Below are 18,596 nucleotides of genomic sequence, written 5' to 3' on the forward strand. Positions count from 1 at the left end.
GACGGTCCCCATCTCGTTTCGGTGGAAAGCATGAGCACCAAGAAGAACTTGATTGTTGCCCAAAGTGGTGGTCCCAGTCCGGTTATCAACAACACGCTGCGTGGCCTGGTGGAAGCGGCCCTGCAAACGGACAACATTGGGACGGTCTATGGTGCCCATCACGGGATCGAAGGGGTCCTGAAAGAAGAACTGATCAACTTGACCGATCAGCCCGCCGAAGAAATCTCGCTGCTGCGTTACACGCCGGCTGCCGGTTCGATCGGTACCTGCCGTTACAAGCTGAAGCAATGGCAGAACGAAGACTTCGATCGCTGCATGGAAGTGTTCAAGGCCCACAACGTTGGTTACTTCGTCTACATCGGCGGCAACGACTCGATGGACACCGCCAACAAGATCGCCAAGATGGCCCAGGATCGCGGCCTCGATATGGTCGGCATTGGCGGACCGAAGACGATCGACAACGACGTCGGCGACAGCGAGTTCAAGCTGATCGACCACACGCCTGGCTATGCTTCGACGGCCAAGTACTGGATGCACATGATTCAGTACGCTAACGAAGAAAACCGCGGCAGTTCGCCGGCAGATCCCGTGCTGGTCATGCAGGCCATGGGACGCAAGATCGGTTACATCCCGGCCGCCGCTCGTCTGGCCGACCCCAAACGCGAAATGCCGCTGCAGATCTACATGGCCGAATCGCCGTGCTCGCTCGAAGAACTGCACGAAAACGTCAACAAGCAGCTCAAGCAGGATGGCCGCTGCATCGTGGTCCTCAGCGAAGGCTTCGACGTCGGCGACATCGGTGCCCGCAAGGACTCGTTCGGACATACCAGCTTCAGTGCCAGTAACATCACGGTGGCTCAGATCGTCACCAACTACCTCAACGACAACGGGCTGGCCGTCAAGGGTGCCGCTCGTTGTAACGTCAGCGGTACCGATCAGCGTCACGCGATGGCATACGCTTCTTCGGTCGACCTGGACGAAGCGTACCACGCGGGCGAAATGGCCGCCGTGTTGGCCTCGACCGGTCAGTCGGGCTACATGTCGACCATCCTGCGAAACGAAGGGGACGTCTACAGCGTTCGTTACGACAAGGCCCCTCTGTCGGAAGTCGCCAACAGCGAACGAACCTTCCCCAAGGATTGGATCGCGCCAAGCGGTTACGACGTGACCGACGACTTCATTAAGTATGCCAAGCCGCTGCTGGGCGAAGGGATGGTCAGCCTGCCGATGATCGATGGTCGCCAACGTATGACCCGTCTGCAAAACCTGTACGCCGATCAAAAGCTGCCGGCCTACGTGCCGCAGGCCGATCGCCAGGAAGCTCCGAAGAAGTAAGCCTGCGTCGAATCCACACCCCCATCAACCGACAAACGAAAGTAGCGAGAACGAACGACCATGGTCTATCAGATTGAACCGAAACAAGAGTTTCTTGTCGGCATCGACTCGGATGGTTGCGTCTTCGACACGATGGAACTGAAGCACAAGGAATGCTTCATTCCCAACATCATCAACTACTACGAACTGCAAGGCGTCAGCAAGTACGCTCGCGAAGCCGCCGAGTTCGTCAATCTGTACTCCAAGAGCCGCGGCATCAATCGTTTTCACGCTTTGGTCGAAGCGCTCGAATGGCTGCAGAAGCGTCCCGAAGTGATCGAACGCGGCGCGAAGATCACCATTCCCGAGTCGCTCAAGAAGTGGATCGCCGAAGAAACCAAGCTGGGCAATCCGGCTCTGGAAGCGAAGGTCGCCGAGTCGAATGACCCCGACCTGGCCCACTGCTTGAAGTGGTCGAAGGCGGTCAACGAAACGGTCGCCGGCATGGTTCGCGGCGTGGCCCCCTTCCCTTCGGTTCGCAAGTGCCTGGAAAAGCTGAGCGGCAAGGCCGACATGCTCGTCGTTTCGGCCACGCCCAACGATGCGCTCAACGACGAATGGACCGAACATGACATCCGTCAGTACGTGACCGAAATCTGCGGCCAGGAAGCTGGCAACAAGAAGGAAACGCTGACCAACGCCGCCAAGTACAAGCCGAACCAAGCGCTGATGATCGGCGACGCTCCTGGCGACTACAAAGCAGCCGTGGCCAACAACTGCTTGTTTTACCCGATCAACCCAGGCGACGAAGAAAACAGCTGGAAGCGATTCTACGACGAAGGAATCGACAAGTTCCTGAAGCTCGAGTTCGCCGGCGATTACCAGCAGGCACTACTCGATGAATTCGACCGCTACCTGCCAGAAAAACCAAGCTGGCCGGTCGTTGGCTAGATAAAACGAGAGCGGGCAATTCACCACCGCCCTCCTACTCCGGTCCCCTCGCCCCTTTGGGGAGAGAGGGTTAGGGTGAGGGGCGAACGTGGTACCCGCTTCAACAACCCTCACCCTAGCCCTCTCCCTTGGGAAGGGAGAGGGGACTACCAATACACTAGATTCCCGTTAATTCTCAGAGGAAAGAAACATCATGTCCGATGCTTCCTGCGATTTTGGTTTGATTGGTCTCGCCGTGATGGGCGAAAACCTGGCCCTGAACGTCGAAAGCCGCGGCTACAAGGTGGCCGTCTACAATCGAACTACCGAGAAAACGGATGAATTCATTCGAGGCCGTGCCGCCGGCAAGCAGTTCGTCGGTTGCCATGATCTGAAGAGGCTGGTCGCTTCGCTGAAACGTCCACGCAAGGTCATGATGCTGATCAAGGCCGGCCCGGCGGTCGATGCGGTGATCGAAGAACTTCTCCCGCTGATGGAACCAGGCGACATCATCATCGATGGTGGTAACACCCACTACGCCGATACCGAACGTCGTACCAAGTACGTCGAAGAAAAGGGGCTGCTGTTCGTCGGCTCGGGCGTTTCCGGCGGTGAAGAAGGCGCCCTCAAGGGCCCCAGCTTGATGCCCGGTGGTAGCGAAGCTGCCTGGCCGCACATCAAAGAGATCTTCCAGGCCATCTCGGCCAAGGTGGGTCCGAACGAAGACATTCCTTGCTGCGAATGGGTTGGCCCTCGCGGTGCCGGGCACTACGTGAAGATGGTGCATAACGGCATCGAGTACGGCGACATGCAGCTGATCTGCGAAGCCTACTTCCTGCTCAAGCACGGCTTGGGTCTGACCAACGACGAACTGTACGACGTCTTCGATCAATGGAACAGCGGCGACCTGCAAAGCTACCTGATCGAAATCACTCGCGACATCTTCAGCGTGAAGGATGACGACGGCGACGGCTACCTGGTCGATAAGATCCTGGACGTGGCCGGTGCCAAGGGGACCGGTAAGTGGATGAGCCAGCTGGCCTTGGACCTGGGCGTGCCCAGCACCCTGGTCACCACCGCCGTGTACGCTCGCGGTTTATCGGCCGCCAAGGAAGCCCGCGTGCGTGCCAGCAAGGTGCTGACCGGCCCGAGCGGCAAGACTTCGGAAGATCGTGCCAAGTTCATCGAACAAGTTCGCGAGGCGCTCTACGCTTCGAAGCTGTGCAGCTACGCTCAAGGCTTCGTGCAGTTGCAAGCCGCATCGGCCGAGCACGATTGGGACCTGAACTACGGCGACTGTGCCCTCTTGTGGCGTGGTGGCTGTATCATTCGTGCCCAGTTCCTCGATCGCATCAAGGAAGCATTCGACAAAGACGCGAACCTCGAAAACCTGTTGTTGGATCCGTACTTCACCGAGGCGGTTACCAAGGGGCAAGATGGCTGGCGAGCCGTGGTCAAGACGGCCATCGACCTGGGCGTTCCGACCCCAGCGTTCGCCGGTGCGCTGGCCTACTACGACGGCTATCGCAACGCTCGCCTGCCGGCCAACCTGCTGCAGGCCCAGCGTGACTACTTCGGTGCTCACACGTTCCAGAGGATCGACAAGGAAGGCACCTTCCACGCCGAATGGCTGCAGCGTCGTCGCGAGCCGAAGTCCTAATCGCTCCGCTAACCGAATCGAGTTTCTAACTCTCCTGCCACAAACTCCCAGGCCAAACCTGGTGCCTGGGGGTTCTAGAAAAGAGATCGATAGCGAGCATGGCAACTGATTTCCTAACCAAAATGTTCGGGCTCGACGGGCAAGTTGCCGTCGTTATCGGGGCGTCCGGAGTCCTGGGTGGAGCGATCGCGGAGGGCCTGGCCTTGGCCGGTGCCACGGTCGTCGTGAGTGGCCTGAACCCGCAGCGAGGCGAAAGCCGCGTCGAGCGGATCACCGCTGCCGGCGGCAAAGCCGAGTTCATCGCGGCCGATACCCTTTCGCGTGATTCGCTGGCCCAGCTGCGTGACAAGTGCCTGGAAAAATTCGGCCGGGTCGACATGCTGGTCAACTGTGCCGGGGTAAACTCTTCGGTCCCCTACGAAGAGATCACCGACGAAGACTGGCAGCGCGTGCTCGATACTAACCTCACCGGGACGCACCTGGCCTGCCAGGTTTTCGCCCCGACGATGGCCAAGCAAAAGCAAGGGGGCGCGGTGCTGAACATCGGTAGCGTGACGGCCCACTTGCCCCTTTCACGGGTATTCGCCTACTCGGCCTCGAAGGCGGCCGTCGAGAACCTGACCAAGAACCTGGCCCGCGAGTATGCCACCCAAAACGTGCGATTCAACACGCTTTGCCCCGGGTTTTTCCCCGCCGAGCAGAACCGCAAGATCCTCGATAAGGAACGGGTCGATAACATCATCGGTCAAACGCCGATGGCCCGCTTCGGTGAGCCGGAAGAACTGGTCGGTGCCTCGATTCTGCTGTTGTCGCAAGCGGCCGGCAGTTTTGTGACCGGTGCCACGGTTTACGTAGACGGCGGTTTTACGGCGATGCGATTTTAAGCCCCTGAATTCGGGGTTATTGCCTGGGATTGCACCGGGCATAATTGGCCAGCGTGGCGTCAGCCGCGCGTTGGGCTCGTGAGAAGTAGACGGTCGCGTATTCGTGCTGTTGGCGATCCTTGGGACGTAACCCGATTCGTCGCGGCGCATGGAACAGGAATAGCCATGTCTCACACAATTGTCATCTTTGGTGCTTCGGGTGATCTAACCAGCCGCAAGCTGATCCCTGCCTTATACTTGCTGTTCAAGAAGAAGCGTTTGCCGGAAGGGACGCGGATTGTGGGCATGTCGCGAACCGAGTTTTCGCACGATGCCTGGCGCGACGAACTGAAGAAGTCGACCGAGAAGTTCACCGAAAAGAAGTTCGACGCCGACGCGTGGAACGACTTTGCTCCCAACGTCTACTACCACCCAGGCGATCTCACCGAACTGGAAGACCTGAAGAAGCTGAAGAAGCTGCTGGAAGAAGTCGAAGGGGGACCGGCCGAACGGGTTTATTATCTTTCGACGGCCCCTCGCCTGTATACCGCCGCGATCGATCAGCTGGGTGAGTCAGGCTTGGCCAATCAAGAAGAAGGTGCCCGGCGGATCGTACTGGAAAAGCCTTTCGGCTACGACCTGGGCACGGCCGAGAAGCTGAATAAAGACGTCAACCGCGTCTTTCCCGAAAAGCAGGTCTATCGTATCGACCATTACCTGGGGAAAGAAACGGTACAGAACTTGTTGGTCATGCGGTTTGCCAACTCGATCTTCGAGCCCCTTTGGAATCGCAACTACATCGACCATGTGCAGATCACCGTGGCCGAAGAAGTGGTCGTGGGACGCCGTGGTGGTTACTACGATCAGGCCGGCGTGCTGCGGGACATGTTCCAGAACCATCTGCTGCAGCTGTTGATGGTCACGGCCATGGAAGCCCCGGTGCGATTCGATGCCGATATGGTGCGAGACGAAAAGGTCAAAGTGCTCCAGGCCGTTCGCCCGATGTCGGCCGACGAGATCGCCAATGAGACGCTCCGCGGCCAGTATGCCGGCTACCGCAAGGAAGAGGGTGTACCCAAGGACAGCCAGACCGAAACGTTCGCGGCGCTGCGGCTGTGGGTCGATAACTGGCGCTGGAACGGCGTGCCGTTCTATCTGCGCAGCGGCAAAGGGATGTCGTGCCGCACGACGCAGATCGTCATTCAATACAATCAGCCTCCGCATACGCTCTTCGATCAGAAGAAGTCGTTTATCGACGCGTGTCGCCTGGTGATGCAGATTCAGCCTGCTGAAGGGATTCAGTTGCAGATCCAGACCAAGGTGCCTGACTCCGGCATAATGACTCGGACCAGCGCCCTGGACTTCCGCTTCTGCAAGGAGTTCCAGGGAGAAATGCCCGACGCGTACCAGCGTTTGCTGCTGGATGCGATTCAAGGCGATGCCAGCCTGTTTGCCCGTAGCGACGAAGTGGAGCTGGCCTGGGGCATCATCGACCCGATCATCAAGACCTGGCGTTCCGACGCGGCCCCCACGCTGCACACGTATGAGACCGGCTACTGGGGACCGAATGAATCGAACGACTGGATGGAAGAGCACGGCCGGCAGTGGTTCGACGTCTGCCCGATTCTGCACTAAGATCGGTCAAGAAATAAAATAGGGCCGAACGGTTGGGGCAGGTAACCATTCGGCCCTTAAACATCGCTGGTGATCTCAGAAACCAGCGACATATGCTCACAAATGTTTCCGGCTGGGGTAAGTCAACTTGAGAAACAATTTCATGTGAGCATTTATCGGCCACCTAAGGTATAGGCTTTACCGAAGTTAAAAAAATTCCTCGGTGGACGAAGAGACTCTCTTGATACAAAACGGACGCTTGGCGGAAAGTCGCACTATTCGCGTAGGGATCAGTTGCTATTCTTGAGGCAAACAATACCGGTTGGATCGATTTTCGAGGAAATGACGGCCCCATGGCCCTGCGACTTGGCAACTTAGAACTTGATTTCCCGCTCGTCCAAGCAGCTTTGTCAGGCTATAGCGATATGTCGATGCGCGTCATCGCGCGTCGCCTGGGTGCCCCTTACACCATCTGCGAAGTGATGCTCGATAAGTTCCTGGTCGAGCTGAACGATAGGAAAAAAAATCGCCACTTCCTGGCCATTGCCGACGAAGAACACCCAGTCGGGGGGCAGCTGATGGGTGCCGAGCCTGCGCAGTTCGCCGCCGGGGCGGCCAAGCTGGTCGAAGCTGGTTTCGACGTGATCGACATCAATTTCGGCTGCCCGGTGAAGAAGGTCCTGGGACTCTGCCGAGGCGGATTCCATCTCAGCCAACCGGAGGTAGCCCTCGACATCGTTCGTCGCACGCGCGACGTCGTCCCCAGCGAAATGCCCCTGACGGTGAAGATGCGTCGCGGGATCGACGACACCCAGGAAAGCCGCGATAAGTTCTTCGAGATCCTGGACGGTGCGTTCGAGATCGGTGTCGATGCGATCACGGTACATGGTCGCACGGTCGAGCAGCGTTACATCGGACCGAGCCGCTGGGAGTTCCTGGCCGAAGTGAAGCGGCACGTGGGGGATCGCACGATCCTGGGAAGCGGCGACTTGTTCTCCGCACAAGACTGCTTCGACATGATGAACGAGACCGGCGTCAACGGCGTGACGGTCGCCCGGGGTGCGATCGGTAATCCATGGATCTTCCAACAAGCGCGCGCACTGGCTGCCGGCGAGCCCCTGCCACCACCGCCAACCACGTTCGAACAGTTGGAGATCATCCAAGAGCATCTGCGTCTGGTGGTCGAGTTATACGGCGAGAAGAAGGCGATGACGAACTTCCGCAAGTTCGGCGTGAAGTACTCGTTCCTGCATCCACAAGTGGAAGACGTACGAGCCAAGTTCGTGCGCATCCGCGAGATGTCCGACTGGGAAGCGATTCGTGACGAGTTCTACACGGTCGATCAGCCGGGGCAGTATCTCTCAGGCGAAATCCACAACAAGCAGGTCAACTGCTCGGCCGGTTAGCGATGGCCACGACTGTTCGGTAACAAACCGGGTGGCCCTCTATGAAGACAGACTCGTTGTCAAGTGTTTTCACCGGTGGTTCCCTTCCTCTATCCGAGCGTTTCCCGTGGTGGGATAGCCCCTGTGGGTGTTTTCGAAGTAAAGGGGAAGGCTGCCCTAACCAGAGACGAGCTTGAGCCCAGGGCCACCTCGAGCGTACCTTCCCGCCGGAACAGGTGAATGCTTGACCAGTCGCTTCTTTCGAAGGATCTCCCAGAGTTCTATCGAGTTGTGGGGATTCCTTAATTTAAACGGCTTGCTCTAAAACGCGATCCGCTTGGGGCGTTTCGCGGCGTAGTTCGTGGTGCAGCCAGCGAACCCAACGATTGGCGACCGCCGCGACCACCACGTTCTTCGGTTTGCCTCGACTCAGCATGCCGGTCGCTAGCTTGGTCCATGGGCCACTTGTTTGTCGAATCAGTCGATGCCCCAATTCGATCAACACAGTCCGCAGGTCGGGGTTGCCGGCCTTGATCAGTCCTGCATCTGCCTGACGTTGTCCACTGCTGGCATTGCGAGGCGTCACTCCGCAGAACCGAGCCAGTTGCTTGCCACGCGTGAAGCGATCGAAGCGACCGATCTCGGCGCGAAGCGTAACCGCCGTCACCAGCCCCACGCCGGGCATTGTCAGAAGCTTCGCAACGACCGGATCGTCTTCGACCGTGTGCCTGATCTTGGCTTCCACAGCACGGATGCGACGCCCCAGGGAAGTCAATTCCTCGAGGTGGTCTTCCACAAGCCACCGGTCGCTTGGTGCCAAGTCGTCTGTTTCCTGCAGCCATGTGAGCCACTTCTTCGTCCAAGGCGTGCCGCCCGGTGAAGGCACCCGGTTTTCTCGTAAAAGCCCACGAATCCGCAGTTTAACGTCCCGCCGCCGCCGCACCAATTGAGCCCGATGGCGGACCAGGCGTCGCAGTTGCCGCGTTGCTTCGGGGGCCAGCCACACGCTCGGCAGGTAATTGACGCGAGCCAGATCGGCCAGCAGTTGGGCATCGGCCAGGTCGGTTTTGTCAGGCGAACGCTTCATCCGTGCGACGTAGCCTGGATGAGCCAGCTGCACCGGCAAATTGCGATGGGTGACCAGTTCCTCGGCCAGATCGGCCGCCCCGCAACAGGCCTCGATCGCCACGCGTTGCGGCGTGCCATGCTGCAACGCAAAGCGGGCAATCAAATCAGCCTCATTCCGCACCGACCGATTCGCCAGCGTCCGCCCTTCCGAATCCAAAACACACACCTGAACCAAATCCTGATGGTAATCAAGCCCGACGAAAGTTGGTAAACTAGACATCGCTCGTTGCTCCTTTTGGGTTTATGGGTTACTAACACACTCGTAGTAAACCCTAGGAGCAACGGGTCTTCATCCCTATCCAGAGATATTTCTCTCTGGGTGGCCGCAGGCCACAAGCGGCTCATGCATCCAGTCCGAACAAAATAGAACGATTCCATCTTCGTTGCGTCCATGCATTAGCCTCTTGTCGGCGATGCCGACCCAGAGAGAAATCTCTCTGGGTCACCCGTGTTCTCTCTTATTTCCTTCGAGCAAGGGCCTGGTCAATCTCTCGGCGGACGTGCTCGTTCTCTTCGATCTTTTGTCGAGCGGCCAGCAACGGTGCGGCCTCCGGCAGATGTTGTCCCAAAGCCCAAGCCGACGCGCCGCGGACGAGCCATTCTTCGTCGACGAGCCCGCGTGACAACGCAGCGACATTGTCCTCGTGCGGCTGATTCCCCAGGACGATCGCCGCGTTGCGTAGGATGCCCCGCCGTTTGGTTCGCCACAAGGGCGTCTTGCGAAAGCGGTCGCGAAAGGCATCGTCGGTCATCGTGAAGAGCGAACGTAGTTCGAGCGGTGCCCGATCGCTGGCCGGAAAGAACGCCTCGTGCGGCGAGATCGGCGACTTGTTGTTCCACGGACAAACGTCCTGGCAGACGTCGCAGCCAAACACCCAGTCGTGCATGTCAGAGCGCAGCTCGACGGGGATCTCGTCGCGCAGCTCGATCGTCAGGTACGAGATGCACCGGGTCGCGTCCAGCACGCCGGGGCTGGGAAACGCGCTGGTCGGACAAGCGGTCAGACATGCGGTGCATGTCCCGCAGTGGCTGGCGTTGTGGGGGTCATCATAAACCAACTCTCGGTCAATCAGGATCGCGGCGAGGAAGAACAGGCTGCCCAGCTGTTTATTGAGCAGCATCGTGTTCTTGCCGATCCAGCCGAGGCCGGCCAGTTGAGCGAACTCTCGTTCCAACAGCGGCGCCGTGTCGACCACGCCGCGAACGCTGGCTTCCGGCTCCCACTGGGCGATTGCCTTCTTGAACTGCTTGAGCCGGGCATGGATCCAGTCGTGGTAGTCCAGTTCGCCAAACGCATACCGCGATACCCTCCCCTGGCCTGGGGCCAGCGGCGGGATCGGCTGGCTTTTGTAATTGAGGGCCAGCATGACGATGCTCTGCACGCCATCCAAAACGTGATTGGGATGGGCGTAGGCGTCGCGGCGGTCTTCCAGGTACTGCATCTGCCCCGCGTAGCCGGCGTCGAGCCAGTCGTGAAAGCGATGCAATCCAGTGGGGGTAACGGCCGGACAGATGCCCACCGCCGAAAAGCCCAGCTGCTGGGCCTCGTGACGGATCAAAGAAGTCAGATCTTTGGTGGAATGGGGCACGTGTTCAAAACCGGCAAATGAATTTGCGTTCGCCTGGGGGCGTAATTAGGGTGGAATTATGAGGATTGAATTACCAGGGAGGGGTTCATCGGGTTGATCACGCAAGGTGCTCTGAGATGCGCAAGGTACTGCTGGTGCTGCTGGCTGCGGCCATGACCGCAGGGTTGATTTCCACAAACGAAGCCCTGGCCGATGGTAACATCATCGTCCATCGTACCTCATCGGTCGGCTTCGGTAGCAACTGTGGCCTGGGTTACGGCAACAATTGGTCGTGGGGCCCCTACTCGCTGAATCGTTCGCTCGGCTACCTGCCGATGCCCCCTTACTACGCGATGCACCCACCGGTGTACTACTCGCACAACGTGGCCGTCCCTTACGGCATGAGCCCGTACCCGATCTCGTCCTACTCGCCGAGCGTCTCGTACGTGGCCGAGCGCCCGATTCCCGAGCCGCAAGTGGTCGTGAACCCTTACGTCGATCAGGATGTTGCTAGCGGCGAAGTTCCCGCCGAGCCAGCGATGAAGATCGTCGACGCCGATGGGAAAGCCGTTTCAGCGCAATCGCCGAAGGTCGTTACAAACGAGTTTTAATCGCTCGGACTAGCCTCGCGGAAACTTGAGGGAATTCTCTCAGGTTTCCGCAATTCGTCTTGCTGTTGGCTAGCAGTCTTTGGTAACCTCCCCCCGCCGTCAGCCAGTTTGTCGTGGGCTGACGCTATGGTTTGATTTCGGGAGGATGGCAATTTCCCTGGCAGGATGCTGGAAAAGGGATGCCGTATCCGGAAAAGGATTTCCTATGAGAAGCCTCGTTTCTGCAAGCTTTCTTTTGCTTTTGATGGCCGGCTGCCAGAACCAGCAGTCGCAGATGAATCCTTTTGCCGTCTACGGACCGACGCGTCTTCCGCCACCGGGCACGCAAACCTATGGGCAGCCTGCCCAGACGGCTCCGTATTATCAGGCACCACCTTCTAGCCAGGTTCCGACCATTCAGGGTGGCTACCAGACCAATCCGCCTGCCCAGTTCACGCCGCCACCCAATACGGCCCCCACGACCTCGCCACCGTCGAGCTATGGTCAACAGCAGTGGCGTAGCGTGAGTGAGTCTTCGCCCAGTGGAAGTAGTAACGGCAGTGTCGTGCCAGCCAGCTATACCGAAGAAGTGAACATGTCGACCTCGACCGGCACGCCTGCGACGTCCGGTTCGACGACCATTTCGTCTGGCAGTCCCTCGTCCAGCAACACAAATCCTTACATGCGGGGGATGCACGTGAACGAGGTGACCGAGGTGGTCCCGGTTCAGTCGGCCCCGTCGACGGCGCTCGCTCCTCCGGCGACGTCTACCATGCCCGGTGCCAACTGGTCGGCAACGCCCCAGGCCTCCAGCAGCACCACGAGCGGCTCGATCAGCCCGAGCCGCATTCCTTAGAGCCATGCTGTAAGTCATTGCGGCTTTCCAGTTTGCCACTTGACGATTTTAGCCGAGTGGGAAACGATAAAGCCCATGGATACTCCGCATCAATTCGACCTGACCGGCATCGAGCCGACCACTGAAGACCTCAAGCTGCCGCCGCTCAAAATCGGCGATATGGTCATCGATCCGCCGATCCTGCAGGCCCCCATGGCGGGCTTCACCAACTATGCCTTCCGGCAGATCGTGCGCGGTTACGGCGGTGCGGGCTTACTGGCGACCGAAATGGTCAATGCCCGCGGGTTTCATTGGCTCGATGAACATGAAGCCGAGTTCCCTGACCGGCTGTGGGGCGTCGAAGACGAGGCCCGTCCGCTGGCCGTTCAGATTTGGGACAACCAGCCGGAAGTGATGGCCAAGGTGGGACGCCGCCTGGTCGAAGAGTTCAAGGTGAGCGTCGTCGACATCAACTTCGGCTGCCCGGTGAAGCAGGTCACCGAGAAGGCCCACAGCGGATCGTACCTCTTGCGGGTCCCAGAGCGGATGGGGCAGATTATCTCGAAGCTGGTCGAGGCATGTGCTCCGACGCCGGTGACGGCGAAGATTCGCCTGGGCTGCTCGATGGATTCGATTAACGCGAACGACATCGCCCAGGTCGTCGAGCAGAGTGGTGCCGCGGCGCTGACGGTGCACGGCCGGGTTGCGGCGCAGTTCTTCAAAGGGGAAGCGGACTGGGAACGGATCTCCGAGATCAAATCGCACCTGAAGAAGATCCCGCTGATCGGTAATGGCGACCTCGATTCGGCCGAGAAGGTTTACCGAGCGTTTCGCAACTTCGACGTCGACGGCGTGATGATTGCTCGCGCGTGCCTGGGGCGACCTTGGCTGTTTGCCCAAGCGGCCGCGGCAATCGCCGGTAAGCCGATCCCGCCGGAGCCGACCCTGGTCGAGCAGCGCGACTGCATGCTCAAGCATTACGACCTGGTGGTGCAGCGATTCGGCGAGAGTAAAGGGACGCTGCTGATGCGGAAGTTCGCTTGCTGTTACGCCCAGGGCAAATCCGGAGCACGTCACTTCCGCAAGCACGTGGCCAACGTCGCCACGCCGCAGGAGTTCTACGAAGTGGTCGAGAAGCACTTCCCGATTGAGACTCCGGCACCAGCTTAGAGTGCGCCAGATTTTGTCCCATCGCCCTCGCGGGGATAGGGCCAAGGCCTTGGAGGTCGTGTCGCGGTGCCTGACATCTCTATGCCAACTTCATTTACCAGCCGCAGTGGCGGTGCTTCTGGACGTGCCATTTGTGGCCGTGGAAGTTCGTTGCGTGCGAGGCGATGGGTTCGTTCAGGGCCCGCTCGGTGTTGAGCATTCGCAGGTCGTCGCTGGTATCGAACTTGCCGTCGATGCCGGCACTGCGAATGGCGAACCGTCCGTCGTCTTCCGGTTCGTAGCGAACGGCATTGCCGTAGGCGTCTTCAAACTTGAGGACCAGCTTGTTCCCTTCGATTCCCTCGGGCAGCTTGTTGTTCTCTTGGCGGTACGACTCGATTTCGACGCAGGCCGTGTCGAGCACGTGGCGGGTCTCTTCGATCTTGGGGACTTCGACCTGGTAGTGGTGCACCGCCGAGGCGGCCATGGCGATCGAGCCGACGCCGATGGCAACGATGGTCGTGCCGATCCCGCCAATGATCGTGCCGGCGATGGCGATGCCCCGCTTCTTGGCAAACAGGCCGAAGAAGCTCAGCAGCAGGCCCAGCGGGCACAACAGACCGAAGGTCATCAATAGACCAAACAACGAAATCCCGAAGCCCCAGGCGCCCAGGACATTCGTGGAGGACTTCTTATGGTGACACTGATTCGATTCGTGGCACGGGCGCGAACACATCGGACAACTTCCTTTTTCCGGGGGGAAACGTGGGAGATGAAATCGGATCTCCCACTCAGGAAGTCATTCGCGGCTTACTTGAATTTCTTGAACTCGCCGGCCTTATATTTTTTCCAGTACTCACCCAAGGCCGTGCGTACCTTAGGCGCTAACAGCAACGCACCCAAGATGTTAGGGAAGGCCATCGAGAGGATCATGAAGTCGGAAAAATCGAGGACGCTGCCCAGTTCGAAGATCGTTCCGATGAACACGGCGAACACGAAGATCACCTTGTAGACGTAAATGCTGCGAGCCCCGAACAGGCGTTCCCAGCAGCGTTCGCCGTAGTAGCTCCACGAAACGATCGTCGAGAAGGCAAACAGAACCACGGCGACCATCAGGATGTAGGGGAACCACCAGAGTTCAGCCTCGAAGGCTTCCGCCGTCAGCTGAACCCCTTCCAGACCCTGATCCAAGATCCAGCCGCGATTGTCCCAGGCACCGGTAATCAGAATGACCAGTGCCGTCATCGAGCAGACGACAATCGTATCGATGAACGGACCCAACAGGGCGACGAAGCCTTCGCGAACAGGCTCGTCCGTCTTGGCGGCACTATGGGCGATTGCCGCACTACCGACGCCGGCCTCGTTGCTGAACGCCGCGCGTTGAACGCCGATGACGATCACGCCGAGGATACCGCCGCGTACGGCCTCAGGGTTGAATGCCTCGGTGAAGATCTGGGCGATCAGTTCCGGAAGCTGCGTAATGTGAGCCCCAATGATCCACAGGCACGCCAGGATGTATATCAGGCACATCGCCGGCACGACTTTACTGGCCGTGGCACCGATGCGTTTGATCCCGCCGATGATGACCAGCCCGACGAAAAACGCCATCGCGATCCCAAAGATGGGATTGAAGGTGCTTTCGAAGGCGTCGACTTTGGCTTGTAGTTCCGTCTTACGTTTTTCGAGTTCGCGAACCTTTTCCAGTTCTCCTTGGCTAGCCGCGGCGCTCAGTTCGCTTTTGACTTTGCTCAGTTCTCCCAATTCTTTGTCTTGAACCACGGTCAGCACCATTGATGCGGCCTGATTGGCTTGGAACATGTTCCCGCCGCCGAAGCTGGCCATGATGCACATGATGGCAAAGATGATCGCCATGACCTGGCCGATTGGCTTCAGACCAAACTGGGCGAACGCATGGGTCAGGTACTGCATGGGGCCGCCGAGGATCGTGCCGTCTGGCTTGACTTCGCGGTACATCTGACCGAGAGTGCACTCGACGAATTTACTGGTCATCCCAAAGAAGCCGCACAGCAGCATCCAGAAGAACGCCCCTGGTCCGCCGGCCGACATGGCAATGGTCACGCCAGCGATGTTGCCCAGACCCACCGTCGCGGAAAGAGCCGAGGCGAGGGCCTGGAAGTGAGTCACTTCGCCGGGCTCGTCGGGGTTGTCGTACGTTCCGCGGACGATGCTGACGGCGTGGCCGAATCCCCAGAAGTTGACGAACGCGAAGAAGATAGTGAAGAAGACGGCACCGCCCGAGAGCCATAGCACCACGATCGGAGCCCCGCCGACATATTCGGTGAAGAGGTACGGGGTATCCGGGGGATTGTTTCCACTTAGGGCTAGTTTACCTTCGTGGGCCCGCTTTTGGATTTCCTCTGGCGTGAGCCAGGTCGATTCGTCTTCGTTGAGCGAGTTACGCAGTTTGGTGACCGGCTGGAAGGTGATCTTGTCCCCTTCCTTGATCCGCACGTATTTAGTTGAGTTGTTGATGACGTACAGAACGTAATCAACCGGCTGCTCTTTCTCTTTGCCGGCCGCGTCGGTGCGATGCAGAACGCCAAGACGATAATCTCGGTCGGGGTTGGGGGAAGTCGAGATCTTGCCTAGCTCGGCCCATTGGTGAACCTTTTCCTCGTCGATCTGGTCTGGCAGATTGGCCGGCTTGCGGACCTTGCTGTTCTCAGCGATCACGAAAGGACCGTCGGTTCCGCGGTCGCGCACGTAATAGACGACGTCGTCCATCTGAGCATACTGCCGCTCGGTCGAGAAGACGCGGTAGAACAGCGTTTGAGCCATCTTGCCGACCATCCACTCGAACGGCTTATCGAAGTACTGGAACGCCGTCCAAGGTTCGCTATCGGTCAGGCTTACCGGGGCCGGGTAGGCGTCATCCGAGGAAGCTTGGGACTCTTCGGCCGGCTGGTCTTGATCGGGTGGGGCCGGAGCTTCCGCAGCAGGCTCTTCCGGCGGACTGTCCTGGCCGTAAGTTGCCAGCGGTAAAAGAGATAGAGCGACGAGCGATAGCAACGCCAGATGCCAAGGCGTGGAGTGTCGACTTGCGATCATGCAATATTCCCAAACTGCCAACCTTCCTGATTCGGCTGTGGGGCTCGCCGGGGATGGAAGGTTGTTCTAGTAGTCGTTCCGAATTGGATGAGCTGGGGCGATTAGGGAGCAGTAGTTGCCTCAGTTCTTAACCTTTTTCATGGAAAGAGGTTACGGCAACGTTTGTCAGGGGCTCGCGATTTAACAAATATATACTTGTCAAAAATGCGATAATCCCTAACATTAGGGTACTGACACAACTTAGCGATACGGCTAGCAGATTGCCAGTCGTCCAACCGTGATTTTAGGCGAATGAACTCCAATTCCGCGCAAAATGACACACGCTGGGCCAACGAGGTCTTCCCGACTGACTTGGTCGTGCTCGACTTGTTGCGGAGGACTCCTTCCTTGACCACGGCTGAAATGGCCGTGGCGATGGAAGTAACGGCGACGGCCGTGCGTCAACGCTTAAATCGCTTGATGGGGCAAGGCTACGTCGAGCGGATCACCTCCAAGGCCGGCCGCGGCCGACCGACTCACAAGTATCGCTTGACCACCAAAGGGGAACGCAAGACTGGGGCCAACTACGCTGACTTGGCTTTGGCTTTGTGGGATGAGATTCGTTCCATTGAAGACCCCGACGTCAAGCAAGGACTCATTTCGCGGATCGCCAAGCGATTGGTCGAGATGTATGCCAGCCAGATTCACGGCGAAGACGCCCACGAGCGGATTCACGATCTGATGGCCTTGTTCATCGGTCGCCAGATTCCGCTGGAATATGAAGAAGACACCGAAGGAAAGCCGGTCCTTAACGTGCTGGCTTGTCCTTATCCCGATTTGGCCGAGCAGGATCGAGCGGTGTGTGCCCTCGAAAGAGCAATGTTCGCCGAGTTGGTGGGTCAGAACATGGAGTTGAGCCATTGTCGACTCGATGGCGAGAGTTGTTGCACCTACGAGTTGACGCAAATCAACTCGGAATCGGAAAGCGTGTAGCATGACCAAGCCATGGATTGAAGGCCGCTTCGAAGAGAACGTCATCACGACGACCATCGAACAGGCCATCAACTGGGGACAGCAGGCAAGCATTTGGCCCATGACGTTTGGGCTGGCCTGTTGCGCGATCGAAATGATGGCCGTCGGGGCGAGTCGCTTTGACATCGACCGCTTCGGTGCCGGAGCGTTTCGGGCTTCCCCCCGCCAGGCAGACTTGATGATCGTGGCAGGCACGGTCACCTACAAAATGGCCAGCCGAGTTCGGCGGCTCTACAACATGATGCCTGATCCGAAGTACGTCATCGCCATGGGCGCTTGTACCGTGGGCGGCGGTCCTTACTTCAAGTATGGGTATCACGTGGTCAAAGGAGTTGACCTGGTTGTGCCGGTGGACGTTTACGTCCCTGGATGTCCTCCACGGCCGGAGGCACTGTTGGAAGGGTTGATGCGAATCCAGGATAAGATCCGTGGACATCGCATCAACAAGAAGAATGGCGCACGCGTCCAAGACGAGTTGCCCGTGCCGCATCATTCCGGTTACGTCGAAGCGACCGGATCGGAAAACCCGTTGACCCAACATCAAAAACATACTGGTAAGTAACTTTCATGACGCCTTGCGGCGTCGCCTCCCGTTGAGACTCGAAAAGAGCGAATAGTCACGAATGACCGACGTATTGAAGATTGAGAATTTGCATGTTTCGGTAGATGAGAAGCCGATCCTCAATGGCGTGAACCTCCAACTGAAGCGTGGTGAAACGCACGCTCTGATGGGCCCGAACGGTTCCGGTAAGAGCACGCTCGGTTTCGCCATCATGGGGCATCCCAAGTACGAAGTGACCGAGGGTCGCATCTTGCTGAACGATGTCGACGTCACTGAGATGGAAGCGGACGAACGAGCCCGACTCGGTTTGTTCATGGCCTTCCAACGCCCGATCGCCATCCCCGGCGTTCGCCTGGCCGACTTCCTGCGTCACGCGACGACCAACGTTCGCAACCCAGAACGCAAGGAAGGGGAAGACCTGATCCCCATGCGGGAATTCCGCAAGGAAATCAAAGAGAAGATGAGCCAGCTTCAGATGGACACCGAGTTCGCTCGTCGTTACGTCAACGACGGTTTCTCTGGTGGTGAAATGAAGCGGGCCGAGATCCTTCAGTTGGCCATGCTGCAGCCGAAGTTCGCCATCCTGGACGAGACCGACAGCGGTCTGGACGCCGACGCCGTGCGTCTGGCCAGCCAGAGTATCGCCCAGATCGGTGGCGAAGAGATGGGGCTGCTCATCATCACCCATCACGACAAGCTGCTCGAGCACAACCCACCCTCGCATGCTCACGTGATGCTGGGTGGACGCATCGTCGAAAGCGGCGGCGTCGAACTGGCTCACGAACTGCATTCCAACGGTTACGAGCGCATTCGCAAGGCCTATCCCGATGCGGCTGCCATGGAACGTGCGATGCAAGACGAAGAGCAAACGGTTTAATTACAAGCGCGTATTAGTCACCGTGCGATTCGCTTCGCGGC

The 18,596-nt window shown here is 58.5% G+C and carries 16 protein-coding genes; 12 read left to right on the top strand and 4 right to left on the bottom strand.

The features are described 5' to 3' along the window. Positions 1-30 precede the first annotated feature (30 nt). The 6 genes from Pan97_RS10635 (at position 31) to Pan97_RS10660 (ending at position 7,787) form a co-directional block, all read left to right on the top strand. A complete protein-coding gene (locus Pan97_RS10635; protein ID WP_144972336.1) occupies positions 31-1,335 on the top strand; it encodes a diphosphate--fructose-6-phosphate 1-phosphotransferase in 1,305 nt (434 codons plus the stop codon). A 60-nt stretch (positions 1,336-1,395) separates the two neighbouring features. Beyond that, positions 1,396-2,265 (top strand): HAD family hydrolase, encoded by an 870-nt coding sequence (locus Pan97_RS10640; RefSeq protein WP_144972338.1) that lies wholly within the window; start codon positions 1,396-1,398, stop codon positions 2,263-2,265. A 193-nt stretch (positions 2,266-2,458) separates the two neighbouring features. After that, complete coding sequence (gene gnd / locus Pan97_RS10645) at positions 2,459-3,904, top strand: decarboxylating NADP(+)-dependent phosphogluconate dehydrogenase (RefSeq protein ID WP_144972341.1); 1,446 nt, start codon at positions 2,459-2,461, stop codon at positions 3,902-3,904. A 98-nt stretch (positions 3,905-4,002) separates the two neighbouring features. Beyond that, complete coding sequence (locus tag Pan97_RS10650; RefSeq protein WP_144972343.1) at positions 4,003-4,788, top strand: SDR family oxidoreductase; 786 nt, start codon at positions 4,003-4,005, stop codon at positions 4,786-4,788. 165 nt (positions 4,789-4,953) lie between these two features. Next, complete coding sequence (gene zwf, locus Pan97_RS10655; protein WP_144972345.1) at positions 4,954-6,402, top strand: glucose-6-phosphate dehydrogenase; 1,449 nt, start codon at positions 4,954-4,956, stop codon at positions 6,400-6,402. 332 nt (positions 6,403-6,734) lie between these two features. Further along, entirely contained in the window at positions 6,735-7,787 is a 1,053-nt protein-coding gene (locus tag Pan97_RS10660; RefSeq protein ID WP_144972347.1) for a tRNA dihydrouridine synthase, read from the top strand. Positions 7,788-8,073: 286 nt separating this feature from the next. Here Pan97_RS10660 and Pan97_RS10665 read toward each other — a convergent pair whose 3' ends face one another. Together Pan97_RS10665 and queG are read right to left on the bottom strand one after the other, a co-directional pair. Continuing rightward, on the bottom strand, positions 8,074-9,114 hold the full coding sequence (locus Pan97_RS10665) for an IS110 family RNA-guided transposase (RefSeq protein ID WP_144972314.1): 1,041 nt from the start codon (positions 9,112-9,114) through the stop codon (positions 8,074-8,076). Positions 9,115-9,352: 238 nt separating this feature from the next. Next, positions 9,353-10,483, bottom strand: a complete 1,131-nt coding sequence (gene queG / locus Pan97_RS10670) for a tRNA epoxyqueuosine(34) reductase QueG (RefSeq protein ID WP_144972349.1) — start codon at positions 10,481-10,483, stop codon at positions 9,353-9,355. 116 nt (positions 10,484-10,599) lie between these two features. Between queG and Pan97_RS10675 the strand changes: the two genes are divergently transcribed. The 3 genes from Pan97_RS10675 (at position 10,600) to dusB (ending at position 13,057) form a co-directional block, all read left to right on the top strand. Next, positions 10,600-11,073 (top strand): hypothetical protein, encoded by a 474-nt coding sequence (locus tag Pan97_RS10675; RefSeq protein ID WP_144972351.1) that lies wholly within the window; start codon positions 10,600-10,602, stop codon positions 11,071-11,073. A gap of 205 nt (positions 11,074-11,278) precedes the next feature. After that, entirely contained in the window at positions 11,279-11,908 is a 630-nt protein-coding gene (locus Pan97_RS10680; RefSeq protein WP_144972353.1) for a hypothetical protein, read from the top strand. Between the two features lie 75 nt (positions 11,909-11,983). Continuing rightward, complete coding sequence (gene dusB, locus Pan97_RS10685; protein WP_144972355.1) at positions 11,984-13,057, top strand: tRNA dihydrouridine synthase DusB; 1,074 nt, start codon at positions 11,984-11,986, stop codon at positions 13,055-13,057. Positions 13,058-13,151: 94 nt separating this feature from the next. Here dusB and Pan97_RS10690 read toward each other — a convergent pair whose 3' ends face one another. Both Pan97_RS10690 and Pan97_RS10695 read right to left on the bottom strand, forming a co-directional pair. Beyond that, positions 13,152-13,772: a hypothetical protein gene (locus Pan97_RS10690; protein ID WP_144972357.1), complete on the bottom strand. Its 621-nt coding sequence runs from the start codon at positions 13,770-13,772 to the stop codon at positions 13,152-13,154. Positions 13,773-13,846: 74 nt separating this feature from the next. Next, positions 13,847-16,105, bottom strand: coding sequence for an alanine/glycine:cation symporter family protein (locus Pan97_RS10695; protein ID WP_144972359.1), 2,259 nt, complete (start codon positions 16,103-16,105; stop codon positions 13,847-13,849). Between the two features lie 291 nt (positions 16,106-16,396). On the opposite strand from Pan97_RS10695, the gene Pan97_RS10700 reads away from it, so the two are divergent. From Pan97_RS10700 to sufC, 3 genes are all read left to right on the top strand, one after another. After that, positions 16,397-17,077, top strand: a complete 681-nt coding sequence (locus Pan97_RS10700) for a helix-turn-helix transcriptional regulator (RefSeq protein ID WP_144972361.1) — start codon at positions 16,397-16,399, stop codon at positions 17,075-17,077. Between the two features lies 1 nt (position 17,078). Then, positions 17,079-17,678 (top strand): NADH-quinone oxidoreductase subunit B, encoded by a 600-nt coding sequence (locus Pan97_RS10705; protein WP_144972363.1) that lies wholly within the window; start codon positions 17,079-17,081, stop codon positions 17,676-17,678. A 61-nt stretch (positions 17,679-17,739) separates the two neighbouring features. Next, positions 17,740-18,555: a Fe-S cluster assembly ATPase SufC gene (sufC, locus tag Pan97_RS10710; RefSeq protein WP_144972365.1), complete on the top strand. Its 816-nt coding sequence runs from the start codon at positions 17,740-17,742 to the stop codon at positions 18,553-18,555. The last annotated feature ends 41 nt before the right edge of the window (positions 18,556-18,596 follow it).

The organism is Bremerella volcania (genome assembly GCF_007748115.1).
GTDB lineage: Bacteria > Planctomycetota > Planctomycetia > Pirellulales > Pirellulaceae > Bremerella > Bremerella volcania.